This is a genomic window from Clostridium sp. AF28-12, assembly GCF_003435225.1.
Classification (GTDB): domain Bacteria; phylum Bacillota; class Clostridia; order Lachnospirales; family Lachnospiraceae; genus Pilosibacter; species Pilosibacter fragilis.
In genome coordinates this window covers 306775-323061 of the sequence record NZ_QWGJ01000001.1, presented here as the reverse complement: position 1 = coordinate 323061, position 16287 = coordinate 306775, and the positions used below count along the sequence as shown (strand labels likewise).

12 protein-coding genes and 1 other annotated feature are annotated in these 16287 nt (G+C 49.6%); of the genes, 4 read left to right on the top strand and 8 right to left on the bottom strand.

Going from position 1 to position 16287, the window contains the following annotated elements:
* Positions 1–102 precede the first annotated feature (102 nt).
* Positions 103–339: a binding site (T-box leader), on the top strand.
* Positions 340–536: 197 nt separating this feature from the next.
* The 3 genes from DWY93_RS01460 to DWY93_RS01450 all read left to right on the top strand — a co-directional run bounded on the left by DWY93_RS01460 (position 537) and on the right by DWY93_RS01450 (position 3443).
* On the top strand, positions 537–1634 hold the full coding sequence (locus tag DWY93_RS01460; protein WP_117471643.1) for an ABC transporter substrate-binding protein: 1098 nt from the start codon (positions 537–539) through the stop codon (positions 1632–1634).
* A 152-nt stretch (positions 1635–1786) separates the two neighbouring features.
* Entirely contained in the window at positions 1787–2677 is an 891-nt protein-coding gene (locus tag DWY93_RS01455; protein WP_117471642.1) for an ABC transporter permease, read from the top strand.
* The gene (locus DWY93_RS01450; RefSeq protein WP_015553323.1) at positions 2670–3443 is read left to right on the top strand and encodes an ATP-binding cassette domain-containing protein; all 774 of its coding nucleotides are present in this window, start codon (positions 2670–2672) and stop codon (positions 3441–3443) included. Before DWY93_RS01455 ends, DWY93_RS01450 begins: the two co-directional genes overlap by 8 nt.
* A 282-nt stretch (positions 3444–3725) precedes the next feature.
* Here the strand turns inward: DWY93_RS01450 and DWY93_RS01445 are convergent, their stop codons facing one another.
* The 5 genes from DWY93_RS01445 to DWY93_RS01425 form a co-directional block, all read right to left on the bottom strand.
* Complete coding sequence (locus DWY93_RS01445; protein ID WP_117471641.1) at positions 3726–5105, bottom strand: MATE family efflux transporter; 1380 nt, start codon at positions 5103–5105, stop codon at positions 3726–3728.
* Between the two features lie 1517 nt (positions 5106–6622).
* Positions 6623–7399: an IclR family transcriptional regulator gene (locus tag DWY93_RS01440; RefSeq protein WP_015553321.1), complete on the bottom strand. Its 777-nt coding sequence runs from the start codon at positions 7397–7399 to the stop codon at positions 6623–6625.
* A gap of 140 nt (positions 7400–7539) precedes the next feature.
* Complete coding sequence (gene rho / locus DWY93_RS01435; protein ID WP_015553319.1) at positions 7540–9363, bottom strand: transcription termination factor Rho; 1824 nt, start codon at positions 9361–9363, stop codon at positions 7540–7542.
* 334 nt (positions 9364–9697) lie between these two features.
* Positions 9698–11032 (bottom strand): replication-associated recombination protein A, encoded by a 1335-nt coding sequence (locus DWY93_RS01430; protein ID WP_117469301.1) that lies wholly within the window; start codon positions 11030–11032, stop codon positions 9698–9700.
* Between the two features lie 93 nt (positions 11033–11125).
* Positions 11126–11935, bottom strand: a complete 810-nt coding sequence (locus DWY93_RS01425) for a polysaccharide deacetylase family protein (protein WP_117471640.1) — start codon at positions 11933–11935, stop codon at positions 11126–11128.
* Between the two features lie 871 nt (positions 11936–12806).
* Between DWY93_RS01425 and DWY93_RS01420 the strand changes: the two genes are divergently transcribed.
* Positions 12807–13490: a helix-turn-helix transcriptional regulator gene (locus DWY93_RS01420; RefSeq protein WP_117471639.1), complete on the top strand. Its 684-nt coding sequence runs from the start codon at positions 12807–12809 to the stop codon at positions 13488–13490.
* 112 nt (positions 13491–13602) lie between these two features.
* Here the strand turns inward: DWY93_RS01420 and DWY93_RS17830 are convergent, their stop codons facing one another.
* The 3 genes from DWY93_RS17830 to DWY93_RS01410 all read right to left on the bottom strand — a co-directional run bounded on the left by DWY93_RS17830 (position 13603) and on the right by DWY93_RS01410 (position 16224).
* Complete coding sequence (locus DWY93_RS17830) at positions 13603–13863, bottom strand: PD-(D/E)XK nuclease domain-containing protein (RefSeq protein WP_347465592.1); 261 nt, start codon at positions 13861–13863, stop codon at positions 13603–13605.
* Between the two features lie 64 nt (positions 13864–13927).
* Positions 13928–15085, bottom strand: coding sequence for an AAA family ATPase (locus DWY93_RS01415; protein ID WP_347465591.1), 1158 nt, complete (start codon positions 15083–15085; stop codon positions 13928–13930).
* A 179-nt stretch (positions 15086–15264) separates the two neighbouring features.
* Complete coding sequence (locus tag DWY93_RS01410) at positions 15265–16224, bottom strand: threonine/serine dehydratase (RefSeq protein ID WP_015553313.1); 960 nt, start codon at positions 16222–16224, stop codon at positions 15265–15267.
* Between the last annotated feature and the right edge of the window lie 63 nt (positions 16225–16287).

The following is a 16287-nucleotide window of genomic DNA, read 5'->3' as shown; positions in this document are numbered from 1 at the left end:
ATTTTTCTTTCTGCCCGGCAGAGTTTGCAGGTTTCCAAACTTTTTTTATTGTTCTTCTTGACAAACAATCCTTTTCGTACTATGATACCCATAACCAAACAAGAAAAACCGTTGAGAAAGAGGAGTACATTTTCGATCGTGTTTTCACAGAGAGCTGCAGGCGGTGGGATTGCAGTATTGCACTGGAAATGGAATGGACTTTCGAGGGCAGTCCTGAATTTTAGTATGGACTGACGGCTACCGCAGTCGTTAAGAGAGCGGCGTATATGTTGGTATACGAAAAAAGCGGACCGAAAGGTCAAATTGAGTGGCACCGCGGATATGAAATTCGTCTCAAGCATCAGATTTTAAATCGATATCTGATGCTTGGGATTTTTTTTTACAAAAATAAGTGCTCTGCACCGTACAACATCCCGATCCCCAAAAACCTTCGCTCCACACCTCCAACAACTACTCGGCAAAACGGCGGTCGCCGCAACAGGACCTGCCGCAGCTGCAAAACATCTTTATCAAAAGTAGAAGAGGAGAACAAAATTATGAAAAAATCCATCAAAGCAATCATCGCAGCAACCTTCACCGCAGCACTCCTTGCAGGCTGCTCTTCTAACACAGCTTCCACCACAACAGCTGCTGAGACAACGACAGCCACAGCAACAGAAGCTGCCGCAGAGACAACAACGGCTGAATCCGCAGACGCAGCAGATACAGCTCTTGCAGACGGTTCCTACACCATCGGCATCAACCAATTCGCAGTCCACGGCTCTCTCGACAACTGCCGCGAAGGCTTCCTTGAGGGGCTTGCAGAGAACGGTATCGTTGAAGGAAAGAACCTTACCGTATTAGAAGAGAACGCACAGGCTGACCCAGGGTTAGCAGCACAGATCAGCACAAACTTCGCCGGACAGAAGGTGGATCTCATCTGCGCGATCGCAACACCGAGCGCCCAGAGTGCATACAGCGTCGGCAGAAAGAACGACATCCCGGTCATCTATACAGCCGTTACGGATCCGGTTGCAGCCGAGCTCGCAAACGCTGACGGAACTCCGGTTGGCGAAGTGACAGGTACCAGCGACAAGCTTCCGGTCGAGCAGCAGCTCGAAATGATCCGCGCGATCCTTCCGGATGCGAAAAAGATCGGAATCATGTATACAACAAGCGAAGTAAACTCCGCTTCCACTCTGGCTGAGTACAAGGAAAAAGCCGCTGACTACGGTTTCGAGATCGTTGAATCTGGCGTTTCCTCCACAGCAGACATTCCACTCGCTGCTGACAGCCTCTTAGAGCAGGTCGACTGCTTAAACAACTTAACAGATAACACCGTCGTTGCCTCCCTTCCGCTGATCCTTTCCAAGGCAAATGCGAAAAACATCCCGGTATTCGGAAGTGAGATCGAGCAGGTCAAGATTGGCTGCCTCGCTGCTATGGGACTTGACTATGTAGATCTCGGAAAGCAGACAGGACGCATGGCTGCAGAAGTTTTAAAGGGCGAGAAGAAAGCAAGTGAACTGAACTTCGAGGTGATCGAGACTGCTGCTTTCTACGGAAACTCCAAAGTCGCTGAGGATCTTGGAATCACTTTCCCGGAGGATCTTGCTTCCAACGCAAAAGAGTTATTCACTGAGATCACACAGTAGTTCAACAAATTTCATCCACTTTTAATAAGGAAGTCGGATGATCGGCAACATAAACCATCATGGTCCGGCAAAGCGATTTTCCGCTTCTGCCGGACTTTGCAGCAACATGTAATTGCGGGATTTTCCCCAGTTACTGATTTTCGGAGGATATCATGGCAATCTTATTAGGAATCTTTGAGGAAGGGCTGATCTACGCGATCATGGCCCTGGGCGTCTACATCACCTACAAGATCCTGGACTTCCCGGATCTGTCGGTTGACGGAACTTTCCCTCTGGGCGCAGCGCTGACCGCGGGACTGATCGTAAAAGGAGTTTCCCCAGTGTGGGCACTTCCGCTCTCCTTCTTTGCGGGTGTTCTCGCCGGATGCGTGACCGGTGTCATTCATGTAAAATGTAAGGTCCGCGACCTGTTTTCCGGTATCATTGTCATGACAGCTCTCTACTCCATAAACTTAAGGATCGCCGGAATGAAGGCAAACCTTCCGTTCCTGTCCCAGGATACGATCTTTGACAACGAGTGGACCAGAAACAGTCTTCCGGCATCCGTAAGACCGTACATCGTTGTGATCATTCTGGCTGTGATCGCCCTGATCTGCAAGTTCGTTCTCGACTGGTACTTAAATACGAGATCCGGCTATCTTCTCCGGGCAGCCGGTGACAATGATGCTCTCGTTACATCCCTGGCAGAAGACAAAGGCCGGGTGAAGATCATCGGCCTTGCGATCGCCAACGGATTCGCCGCTCTTGCAGGCGGAGTGCTCGCCCAGAAGCAGGCGTTCTTCGACATCTCGATCGGAACCGGAACCATGGTCTTCGGTCTCGCAAGCGTGATTCTCGGAACACAGCTGTTCCACCGCTTCGGAAAGCTGAAGGCAACCACCGCAGTTATCGCGGGTGCGATCCTCTATAAAGCGTGTGTCGCTTTCGTTATTTCCATGCGGATCGTAAAGGCGACCGACCTGAAACTTATCACTGCGGCAATTCTTCTTCTGATCCTGATCGTCAGTGATTCCATGAAGAGAAAGGGGGCACACCATGCTTGAGTTAAAAAACATCAGTAAATATTACAACGCAGGCACTGTAAATGAAATGTGCCTCTTTAACGATTTCAACCTCAGCATCGATGACGGCGAGTTTGTTTCCGTTGTCGGCAGCAACGGATCCGGTAAAACTTCCATGTTGAATCTGATCTGCGGCAGCATTCCGGTGGATTCCGGCACCATCGTCATGGGCGGAACCGATATCACAAAAATGCCGGAGTACAAGCGCCAGCGCCGCATCGGCCGCGTCTACCAGCACCCGGCGATGGGAACCTGTCCGAATATGACGATCCTCGAGAATATGGCTCTCGCGGACAATAAGGGAAAGCCGTTCAATCTTCTCCCCGGAACAAATAAGGCCCGCATTGACTTCTACCGCGACCAGTTGAAAATCCTCGGTCTCGGTCTTGAAGATAAGATGGGGGTAAAAGTCGGTGTTCTCTCCGGTGGACAGCGTCAGGCAATGGCTCTTTTAATGTCAACCATGACTCCCATCGAATTTCTGATCCTTGATGAGCACACGGCCGCCCTTGACCCGAAGACGGCAGATATTATTATGGAACTGACCGGAAAGATCGTTGCGGAAAAGCACCTGACGACCATTATGGTCACACATAATCTCCGGTTCGCTGTAGAGTACGGAAACCGTCTTCTGATGATGCATCAGGGGCATGCGGTCATGGATAAGAAAGGCGAGGAAAAGGCGAACACGAAGGTGGATGATATCCTTGACATGTTTAACGCGATCAGTATTGAGTGCGGCAACTAGTCCGCGTATTGTCTGAATTGATCTTGCAAATTTATGTAACAGGGAATTTCTCGGAATTTCCTGTTACATAAAAAAGAGCTGTATGCGGCCGGAACTGGAATGACCAGTTTTCGGGGCATATGGCTCTTTTCGTTTTTGGGGGTATTGACTCATTGAGTCGAATCGCTCACTCGCAAACACGCGCTTCGCGCTCTATTGTCTGCTTCGCAGACAGTTTGCTCGTTAGCGGCGCAGGAAAAACAAATGTCGCCGGAGGCGCCGCTTGTTTTTCCTCTGCGCTCGCTATATCTTTATTTTCGTCCACTTTCCACTCTTAAATCTCCAGTTCGTCAGGCACACTCTCACGATCTGGTCGCACACGATTCCGAGCCAGATACCGACAACTCCAATCTCCAGTACATAGCAGAACAGGTACGCACAGGACGGGCGGACGATGGTGATGCTGAGGGTCGAAGCACAGGTGGTGAACACCACATCTCCCGCACCCCTGAGGCAACCCATGTAAATGACCTGGGAGATCTGCAGGAGTACGATCACAGTCATGACCTGCATGATCCGGGCACCCATGGCGATAATATCTTCCTCAACAAAGTACAGGTGAAAATACCAGTTTCCTAACGTCAGGTACAGGATCGACAATACGATGGAGATCATGTTTCCGATCCTCTGGCAGATTGTTCCGTACATGACCGCCAGATCCGGGCGCTTCTCCCCGAGACTCCGCCCGCAGAGCGCAACGGCAGCCACCTGCATGCCGTCGCCGAAGGAGAATGACAGGTTCATGACATTCATGGCCACCTGGTGCGCCGCGTAGGCCGAGGTTCCTAGTCTCGCCGCCATGATCGATACAAGAAGGAAACCGGTCCGCATGAACACCTGCTCGATGAAAACGCTGGAGGCGATCTTTGCCATATTCTTTGCCGGTTCCAGGGTGATGCGGACGCGCTCTTTTATAATGTAGGGAATGCTGACAAAATTGTCTTTCGGGATCAGGGAGCAGATGCTCATAATGCAGGCAACGATGGTTCCAAAGACGGTAGCCAGCGCCGCGCCCGCGATTCCCATAGCCGGGAAGCCGAGATGTCCCTGGATCAGGAGATAATTTCCGATCATGTTGACCACATTGGAGGTCACGTTGGTTCGCATGGCGATCTTCGTGTTTCCGGCACCGCGCTGGGAGGCGTTGATGGCCATGGAGATGATATTGAAGATCATGCCGCCCATGATGATCCGGAAATACAGGACCGCGCTCTCCTGAGTGTCCTCGTTGGCACCGCAGAAGCGGATGATCGGTTCCGCAAAAACCACCGCCGCTATGCTGATCAAAATTCCGACAACGACTGTGAAGATCAGCGCCATCAGGAGAACCTGGTTCGCGCCGATCCGGTCTTTCTCACCGCGACGTCTCGCCACCAGGGCAGATACGGATACATTCATGGCGATAAAGATACACAAGCCGATGAATTTCGGCTGCGTTGTCAGACCTACTGCCGCCACCGCGTATGCGCCGATGGAGCTCACCATCAGCGAGTCCACCATGCCCGCCAGGGCAATAAAAAAGGACTCCATCACCGCGGGCCAAGCCATCTGGAATGCGATCTGGTATCCTTGTTTTCCTCCACCCATAAATTTCTGAAGTCTCGTCTTTTCGTTTTCCGGCATTCTCATCACTCCTGTATGTCTGCTTTTGGCATCTTTAAAATATTTTTCGGTGTGTTGCTCTGATTCTTATTAGATTTATTATACAATACGGTGAATGTAAAATCAAAGTAAAAATTAGTAACTGTGAAGGTACCGAATTTCTAACACTGAGGGCGTAAACAGTAACGGTACCGAACAGTTACAATAAATATAGTTTTATGGTAACTATTCAGTACCTTCATAGTTACGTGCAAAAATCCATTCCAGATCAGCTTCGCTGATGGGATTTTTGCCTTCCAGCCTATGTTTTCTTACGGTCAGCGCAGCAAGTGCGCAGACCTACTGAACAGTTACGTTTTATGTAATCTTGCTTCATCAGCACTTTTATCGTACAATTATTATGTTGTCCAACCGATACCCGGCAACGGGAGGAGGTGAGTCTTTTGAATTTGATACTTTCATTTCTTGTCTCCTGTGCGGCTGGTGTAGCCTGCCACTACATCATCAAATGGTTAGATGGAGGCAAGTAGGGCAACACTAGCCTGGTGGTTTCTTATCCACCATAAAAAATAAGAAGAACCCCTCAGTATTCGCGGTACTGAGGGGTTCATTCTTTTTGTCCTTTGAATCTGATACTTTCTTTGCCTAACGGCATTATATCATATGTGTTTTTTATTTGCAATATCCCAACACACGTTTAAAGCTGTATTTTTATATGCAGTGTTACTGTACACGCATGCGTGTACAGTAACGTGATTTTGCCGATGCTTCGCATTCCAAATCGGCAAAATCTGCTACCAGAAGTGTATCGTACGGAATTTTCAGTTCAGAAAATTCCTACCCGTGTACAGTAACTATGCAGTTACTGTTCCTCCTTGCGCAAACAGTAACTGATTTTGCCGATGCTTTCCAGATTGGCATAATCCACTGCCACCGCTGTATTGTATGGAATTTTCAGTTCAGAAAATTCCTGCCCGTGCACATTGACCGGTACCAAACAGTTACAATAAATATAGTTTTATGTAATCTTGTTTCATTTGTGGTTCTACCGTATAATATTTATGTTGTCCAACCGATACCCGGCAGCGGGAGGAGGTGAGCTTTATGCAGTTTTTATTTTCATTTCTTGTCTCCTGTGCGGCTGGTGTAACCTGCCATTACATCATCAAATGGTTAGATGGAGACAAGTAGGGCAACACTAGCCTGGTGGTTTCTTGTCCATCATAAAAAATAAGAAGAACCCCTCAGTATTCGCAGTACTGAGGGGTTCATTCTTTTTTGCTATATGCAGTTTTTATTTTCTTTGCCTAACGGCATTATATCATATGTGTTTTTTATTTGCAATATCCCAACACACGTTTAAAGCTGTATTTTTATATGCAGTTACTGTTCCTCCTTGCGCAAACAGTAACTGATTTTGCCGATGCTTCGCATTCCAGATCGGCAAAATTTACTGCCACCACTGTATTGTACGGAATTTTCAGTTCAGAAAATTTCTGCCTGTGTCCAGTAACTATCTGCTGCCTGCACCATTATTCTCAACTTCTGGAAAATCCCAGTGTCTTCTCCAGATCCTTCTTAAACGTCAGCACATCTGTGGAAAGCTCCGCGATCCGGGCATCAGTCATGCGGCTTACAGGGGCGGAGATGCTGAGGGCATAGACCGGTTCCTTGTGGTAGTCCGGGATGCTGACCGCAATACAGCGTACACCTTCCTCGTTCTCCTCATCGTCCATCGCGAATCCGGCTTCCCGAACCCCGCGGATCCGATCCATGAGATCTGACAGACTCGTCACTGTATACGGTGTCAGGGAGGTGATCTCAGAACTGTTCCAGATATCTTCGATCTCAGGATCCGGCAATTCCGCAAGCAGCGCTTTGCCGACACCGGAGCAGTATAACGGGATCCGGCTCCCAACTCTCGACACCATGCGGATCGAGCTGACTGTGGACTCCACTTTATCGATATACACGGCCTCCGTTCCCTCTCTGCGGACCAGATGTACCGTCTCTCCCGTCTGCTCCGAGAGCTTCTTCAGAGACGGATGGATCAGGGACGCCATATTCGTCTGTTCCAGGATCTTACTTCCGATTTCCAGAAATTTTAAGGACAGCGCATATTTTAAGGATTCCTCATCCTGACGGATATAGCCCATGTACTGGAGCGATGTCACGAGGCGGTGCGTCGTGCTCTTATGAAATCCAAGCTCAGCGCTCAGATCCATGATCCCCATAGGACCATTTTCCGCCAGACGCTCGATCACCTGGAACAGGCGCTCCGCAACCTGGATCGGATTTTTTCCTGTTTCTTCCATTCTGCTTGTTCTCCTATCTAACCCGGCAGATCATTCCTGCCAGCCGGGTATTCGCGCAGATATAACTGCAGCTTCCTGCGCAATTTCTTAATTTATGCCTGTTTGGCAAATCTGCGGATTGCCGTGCAGTCCACTGCCGATCATATAAACCGTGTCTTCTTCGTCATTTCCACGAACTCTCTGTTCGTCCTTGTGCGGGCAAACATATCCAGGATCTTCTCCACAGATTCTTCTGCCTTCATGGAGTTTGTCGCCTTGCGGACGATATCCACAGCTTCCGCTTCCTCGCTCGTAAGCAGGAGGTCGTCGCGTCTTGTGCCGGACTTTAAGATATCGATGGCCGGGAAGATCCTCTTCTCGGAAAGTTTTCTGTCGAGTACAAGTTCCATGTTGCCGGTACCCTTAAATTCCTCGTAGATCACGTCATCCATACGGCTTCCGGTATCGACGAGGGCTGTTGCGAGGATCGTTAAGCTTCCGCCCTCTCTCATGTTTCTCGCTGCACCGAAGAATCGCTTCGGCATGTGGAGAGCCGCCGGATCAAGACCGCCGGAAAGTGTGCGTCCGCTAGGCGGAACAACGAGGTTGTAGGCTCTCGCCAGTCTCGTAATACTATCCAGAAGGATCATCACGTCGCGTCCATGCTCTACAAGACGTCGCGCGCGCTCGATCACCATCTCAGAAACGCGTTTGTGGCGCTCCGGGAGCTCGTCGAAGGTGGAATAGATGACTTCCACGTTCGGTCCCACAACGGATTCCTTGATATCTGTGACTTCCTCCGGACGCTCGTCAATCAGGAGGATGATCATATGCATGTCCGGATAGTTTGTCGTCACGGCTTTTGCCACCTGTTTTAACAGGGTCGTCTTACCTGCCTTCGGCGGGGACACGATAAGACCACGCTGTCCTTTACCGATGGGGGCGAGAAGATCCATGACTCTCATGGCCGTCGTATTTTTTCCGCCTCTGACTTCCAGATTCAATCTCTGGTTCGGGAAGATCGGGGTCAGGTCCTCAAAGTTCGGGCGGCGTTCCACGACACTTGTCGGGTAGCCGTTGATCGTCTTCACATAGAGGAGTGCCGCAAATTTCTCTGTTGCGGATTTCACTCTGCGGCTTCCGCGGATGATATCACCGGTCTTCATATTGAAGCGGCGGATCTGGGACGGAGCTACATAGACGTCGTTGTCGCCCGGGAGGAAGTTCTCGCAGCGGATAAATCCGAAGCCATCCGGCATAACTTCCAGGATTCCGTTTGCCTCGATGCCGCTGTCAAGGTCCTGGAGGTCGTTCTTCGGGTCCGCAGTGTAGCTCTGGGTTCCCTGGTTTCTTGTCTGGTAACCTGCCTGGTAGGTTCTTGTGCTCTCCTGGATGCCCTGGGCGTCCTGGACACTGTTCTGGCTCTGGCGGTCCTGATAGGAAGTGCCCTGTGTCTGTGCATCCTGACCTGCGGACTGGCTGTTCTGTCTGTCCTGATAACTGCCGCTCTGACGGTCCTGATAGCTGCCCTGACGGTCCTGGTAATTATTCTGGCGTTCTCTGTAGTTATTCTGGCGGCTCTGGTATCCGCCCTGGCGGTCATTTCTCATCTGGCGCTCGCCGCGGTCCTGACGATCAGATCTCTCATAGCGTTCGGTTCTCTCCTGACGTCCTGTATGTTCCTGACGGTCTGCACGCTCCGATGCCGCAGACGCCCTCTCCGGTGCCGCGCTTTCCGTTCTCGCGCTTCCAAAACCGTTTCCAGAAGCTGCTGCCTCTACAGCTGTCCCCTGTGCCGGCACTGCTGTACTTTCTCTATTTTCACTGTTTCCCGCCGCTGCCTTTTGGCTGTCGGCGCTCTCCGCTGTCTCGCAGAGACGGTCAATTAATTCTGCTTTTCGTAAGCCGCTGATATTCTTGATTCCCTGGCTCTTTGCCAGCTCTTTTAACTGAGTCAGCGGTAATGTCGCTAATTTTTCACGCATAATGGATACTCCTTCATTCTTATTCCGGTTTTATCGTCTCGTTGGGAATCATAAAAGATTGTAACAGCCTCTCCGTCCCCGGACCGGCTGCCTTTGAACCATTAGATTTGAAACTCTTCTCCGATGGGATCACCGCAATTACGCAGTATCGGAGGATCAGTATATCTCATTATAACGCACACATTATAAAAAAGAAAGAGGGAATTTTACAGATTTGGAATACGAAGCATCTGCACAGTTCCCTCTTTCTTTATTGTCTGCAGCATCTACAGCTTAATTGTCTTACCGCGTATACAGCGCTCAGGCAGCTCAGCGAATTATTTCACAAAATTCCTTATTCTGTCTCCCCGGCTTCTCTCTTGATAAACTCCATATGCTCCCGGATCTTCTTCTCATACCCGTTCTCCGACGGCTCATAGAACCGCATTCCCTCCATTCCGTCCGGCAGGTACTGCTGGGTGACATAGTGGTTCGGGTAGTCGTGGGCATACTTGTAGCCGAGACCATGTCCAAGCTTTTCAGCGCCCTTGTAGTGCCTGTCCTGAAGATGGGCAGGTACCGGCATGGTCCGCGTATCCGCCACGGTCTTCATCGCTTTTGCGATCCCCATGTATGCCGCGTTGCTCTTCGGCGCGGTGGCGACATAAGCTGCCGCCTGGGAGAGGATGATCTGGCTCTCCGGCATGCCGATCCGCTCAACGGCCTGGGCCGCGCTCACCGCCACCACCAGGGCGTTCGGGTCCGCGTTCCCCACGTCCTCCGACGCACAGATCATGATCCGTCGGGCAATAAATTTCACGTCCTCGCCGGCATACAGCATCCGCGCCAGGTAGTAGACCGCAGCGTCCGGGTCAGAACCACGCATGCTCTTAATGAACGCGGAGATCGTATCGTAGTGGTTGTCCCCGTCATGGTCATAGCGCACCACCCGTTTCTGGATACATTCCGCCGCCACATCGATCGTGATATGGATCTTTCCGTCATCGGATTTATCTGTCGTCAGGATTCCCAGCTCCACTGCGTTCAACGCCGCTCTTGCGTCGCCGTTCGCCACATCCGCCAGGAAATCCGCCGCCTCGTCGGTAATATCGGCGCCGTAGGTTCCCATTCCTTTTTCCGTATCATAAACCGCCCGCATCACAAGTTCCCGGATATCCTGCTTTTCCAGCGGTTTTAACTCAAAGATCCTGGATCTTGACAGCAGGGCGTTGTTCACCTCAAAGTACGGATTCTCCGTTGTCGCGCCGATCAGGGTGATCGTTCCATCCTCAACAAACGGAAGCAGATAGTCCTGCTGGGACTTATTAAAGCGATGGATCTCGTCCACGAAGAGGATCGTCTTCTGCCCGTACATACCGATGGAATCCTTGGCGTTCTTTACGATCTCTTCCATATCTTTTTTCCCGGCTACAGTCGCATTGATCTGCTCGAACCGGGCACTTGTCGTATTTGCGATCACTTTCGCCAGAGTCGTCTTTCCCGTTCCCGGCGGGCCGTAAAAGATCACGGATCCAAGCTTATCCGCCTTGATCGCACGGTAGAGGAGCTTGTCCTTCCCGATAATATGTTTCTGCCCGACCACCTCGTCCAGAGTCGTCGGACGCATCCTGGATGCTAACGGCGACTCCTTTTCCATCGTGTTCGCTCTCATATAGTCAAATAAATCCATGGCAGCTGCCTTTCTGCGTTTTGCAGCGCTCCGTTTCCGCATGAAATATCACCCATCTGCGCGCTGCATCCATTACCGCTCTTTTTGCAGGTCTTAATCGACCATCAGTTCGTCTACTGTAACAAAAGTATACCCTTTCGCTGTCAGGTTGTCAATGATTCGGAACGCCGCTTCCACAGAGGTTTTGAACTCGTCATGCATCAGGATAATGTCCCCGTCCTCCGTATCTTTCACCACTTTTGCGGTGACTTTCTCCGTATTTTTCAACCGCCAGTCGATGGAGTCCACATCCCAGAATACGGGAATCATGTCCACAGCCTCCTCCAGCTTCGCATTCCAGCTCCCATATGGCGGACGGACATACTCCGGCCAGTCCCCGGTTACTGCCCGGATCTTCTCCCGTGTGTCACAGAGTTCTTTCGCTGCGTCGGAAAGCTTCTCTTTTGTGAGGTCTTTGTGGGTCAGGCAGTGAACACCAATGAGATGTCCGTCCTTTGCCATCTGCTTTACGAGATCTTCATTTCCGTCGATGCATTCGCCCACGAGGAAAAAGGTCACGCGGATTCCGCGTTCCCTGAGGCCGTCTAAGAGCGGCTTTGTGTATTTGGGATTCGGGCCGTCATCAAAGGTGAGTGCCGTATACTTTTTTGCGATGTCTTCCTGCTGGCCGTACAGATCTGATACAGCCTTTTCCGATCGTCCGGCTCCGCTGTGATCATGTCCCGAAACCTCAGTGGTCATCCCTTCGCCCGGCACAGGGATTCTTCCCGTATCGACCGGTTTTCCCTCGTGCGTATCAAATATTTCCCCTCTTCCCTTCCACATCCGCACTGCCCCCCAAGCCAGGATCATATCCACGATCAGGATCACAATAAAAATAAAAACTTTCTGTTTGAATTTCATACGCTCCTCCAGCTGCATGTATTACCGATACGTAACTGTTCGGTACTCACAGTTACGCGCAAAAATCCATTCCAAATCGGCTGTGCCGATAGGATTTTTTCCTTCTATTCTAAGTTTTCTTACGGTCAGCGCAGTAAATGCGCAGACCTACTGAACAGTTACATCGATACAATATATGCGGCCGCCCCACACTTTACCGCTCTGTTTTCTCCCTCAAAAAAGACAAAGCCCCTGAAACAGCTGTATTGGGGATAAGCTGCTTCAGGGGCTCTGCCTGCTCAATATGTACCATAATATTTCCCTTTTCAGGGAAATCCACACCGGGAACATGAATTTTTTCGCCGTGGCGAGACAGCGGGCCTCCCGGCCTTCCATTTTCCTGGCAGGCATCCAATCTGCCAGAAAACCGGTCTCTATCACATCCACCACGATGTGATTCTGCAACGATCCGGCGTCTTCATAGCTGCATGATCTCGTAACTGTTCAGTACCGCTATCATTGCATGTTTTCTATAACAAGGAGTGAAATACATCTGTCTCAAGTGGGTGGACTCGGGATCCCTGTGAGTGGATCCCTGGTCCGGAAAAGGATGGGTATTTATAACTAAAAGTTTGTTTTCCTTCCTTTTTGTTTGGTGTCTTCATTATATGCCATACTATATGGAATGTCAATAGTTATTTCAAACTTTTTGTTTGCATTAATGTTATTTTGTTGACAAACAGTTTGTCATATGCTATTCTGGACTTACATCGAAGCCTGCAGAGGCATTTCTTTATACCTCTGTTTTGTTATTTTTTTCACATAGCGTATATACGGCGAACACCCCGGGGGAGATGTCCGTTTTTGACGCTTATCTTATGGGGGTACATTTATGGAAATTTCCCAGTATCTTGACTTTGACTTTCTGATCCGTTTTCTCGAGGGACTCCAGAAATTTTTAGGCGAAAACAGTGAGATCCTGATCCACGATTATCGGAAAGGATACGATCACACCATCGTTTACGCCTTAAACCCGGCGGTCAGTGGCCGTGCGGTTGGCGGTTCACCGAAGGGCGGAATGATCACGCAGCTCGGAAAAGATATCGAGCCGATGAAAGACAGCATCCAGACCTTCTCCAATGGACCGAAAGACCGTTTCTATAAATCTTTCACCACACTGATCCCGGACGAAAACGGAAAGATCGTTGGCTCTGTCTGTGTGAATCTGGACGTCTCGGATCTCCTGAATGCGCAGCGTGCGCTGGGTGCTTTTGTTCAGTACCCGATGACCCATCACGCGCCGACAAATGATATCGATGCCCTGGCCACAAAAAATGTGGATGACATTCTTAAGTACTACATGAAACAGGCGGAGCTTCTGGTCGGAAAACCGATGGGACTGATGAACAAGGAGGAAAAGATCCGCGCATTGGACTACCTCGACCAGAAGGGTGTCTTCAAAATTTCCAAGACCAGCGTTCTTCTCTGCGAGACGCTTCAGGTATCAAAATATACGCTCTACAACTACCTTGAGGAAGCACGGAGCGGACGCGGGGATAATGGCAGCGAAGAATAGCTCGCTTCTCATAAAAAACCGGAGTACAGGCATCTTGATATACTTGTACTCCGGTTTACATTTCTCGCAACTGTTCAGTACCTGCATAGCTGCGAACAAAAAGCCCATTCTATTAGAGCTGTTTCTGTGCCACCTCAATAACACATTCATGTTTCTTAGTCACTCTGTCATAATTAATTCCAACCAATAGCAGATTTCCCTGATAATCTTTTAAAGCACTTCCATAATTCTTTTCTTTGATCTGGTTCAGCGCACCGGCTGCGCTTTTATCCCACTTCAGTTCAATCACCACCGCCGGTTTATCCAGATGCGTCTTGCGCGGAATCATACATATATCAGCAAAACCTTTTCCTGAAGGTAATTCGCGGATCATCGTATAGTATTCCCGTGCAAAATAGAATGCAAGATTGACCGTGCAACTGAGCGAATTCTCGTCATTATATTGAAGAGTTCATTGTACTGATCACATTTACATACTCCTGTGAAACCTCTTTGTTTGGTATCGCTGCAGTTTCTCTGATACTGTCATAGGTTAAATATCCAAGATGAACCAGTAATGTCAGAATATCATCTTTTGTCGCAAATGTGGTCATATCATTGCTGAAGGTTCCAATATTGATTGATACCGACTCACCTGCAAACATTCTCACCACTGAATCCTGCAGACCATCCATATCCATTTGGATATAAATCTTCAGAGCTTCATATGTTTCTGTCTGATTCCAATAAGTACCGAATTTGTGCCGCAGCATGGCTTCAACAACAGACTTTGGACTGTACATGGAGTAATATCTGTCACCCGATTGATGATGAGCAATCAGATCATATCCATCATACCACTGTTTTGCCTCATCGAAACTCATTTGATACTTTTTACACAGGTCCGATACTTCCTGCTCTGTAAATCCAAAATATTCTGCCATATCACCAGGATCTGTCATGGAATACTCAGTAAACATGTTAAGTGCCGAATGGGATCCATATTTTTTTATAGGCAGAATTCCTGTCATATAAGCCAGAGCAACATAATCCTTGTCCTTAAGCCACGCGCGAAGAAAATCCAGATATTTTTTCTGCGCATTCTGATCCTGCTGATACTCCCAGAAAAGGCAGTCCCACTCATCGATCAGAATCACAAAAGAACGCTTTGTTTTCGCATAGATATCTTTCATCACCTGAATCAGATTATTTTCATCCCGGAACCGAATATCTCCAAAATGTTCCACAAGATCAAACATCAGGTATTTCTGCAGCATGGCCAGCATATCATCCATGTCGTGGGTCATGCTGAGAAACTCCTGAATATTGACTTTGATGACATCATATTGGTTCAGATGAACATGGTAAGAAGCTGCCCCGCTGATTTTTAGAGACGCAAACAAGCTGGAGGAATCCTCTCCCCGGTCATAATACGCAGCCAGCATATCTGCTGCCATTGACTTTCCAAAACGCCTTGGCCGACTAACACACAGGAACTTCTGCCGGGTATTCAGAACCGCATTTGTCTTCTCGATCAGTCCTGTTTTATCCATATAAATTTCCGAGTTTAAACTTTCCTGAAATCCTTTGCTTCCCGGATTCAGATAGCTTCCCATGTGACTCCCTCCCTGCGAAATACATTTATATTTACTCTTATTATACCTGATTCTGATTGAGATCACAAGAACCGTCCGCCTTTATGCCTTATGAAACCCCTTCCGATAACAGAGTGTCCTGATCACGAGCTACCGATGATCAGCCGAACGTCTGCCAGACCGGCAGGTTCAATTTTCTGTCAGATCGTCACATCCTCCAGCACCTTCAGCTGATCCAGCCCCGCGCTTCCACCTGAGATCAGGAAGCAGACCTTCTCATCCTTTTTCACCTTCGCAAGTCCCTGTAAGACCGCACCGACGGTGATGGCGGAGGACGGCTCGCAGAAGATCTTTCCCTCTGTCAGGAGCAGCTTCCATGCTTTTAACAGATACTCATCCTCCACATCAAAAAATCCGTCCACGTTCGCCGCCACATACGGATAGCACTGGTCTCCCGGCATCTGGGACACAAGAGCGTCCGCGATAGACTTCTTCTGTTCAACCTTCACCGGCTTTCCGGCCGCCAGACTTGCGCTGTATCTCGGAAGCGCTGCCGGCTCTGCCCCGTAGACCTTAACACTGTTATCCATACCCTTTACCGCCGTTGAGACACCGCCGATGAGTCCGCCGCCGCTGACCGGAACGATGATCGTATCGATCTCCGGACACTGTTCCAGAATCTCGATTCCCGCGGTTCCCTGTCCGGCCATAATCTCCTCGTCGTTGTACGGCGGAACCATGGTCGCATTTTTCTCCCTGCATATCCGCTCCGCAACGTCAAACCGCTCAGATGTCTCACACTGAACGACCTCCGCTCCCAGCTCTTTGATCGCATTTACTTTAATAGCCGGTGCCGTATACGGCATCACGATCGTCGCCTTTGCACCAAGCTTCTTTGCAGTATACGCCACTGCCTTTCCGTGGTTTCCCGAAGATGCCGCGACGATCCCGCAGCTTAACTGCTCCGGTGTCAGCATCCTGATCTTGTTGACTGCTCCGCGGAGCTTAAATGCGCCGGTGATCTGCATGCACTCCGCCTTCAGATACACCTGACAGCCAAGGTACTCGTCCAGCTTTTCCAGACGGATGAGCGGTGTTCTCGTCGTGTACGGGGCGATCCTGTTTTTCGCTTCAAAAATCTTTTCCAAGGTAAGAGACATATGTTTTTCCTCCTCTGCGTTGATGCTTTGATTGTACCATCCGAAACCCCAGATGTAAAACAA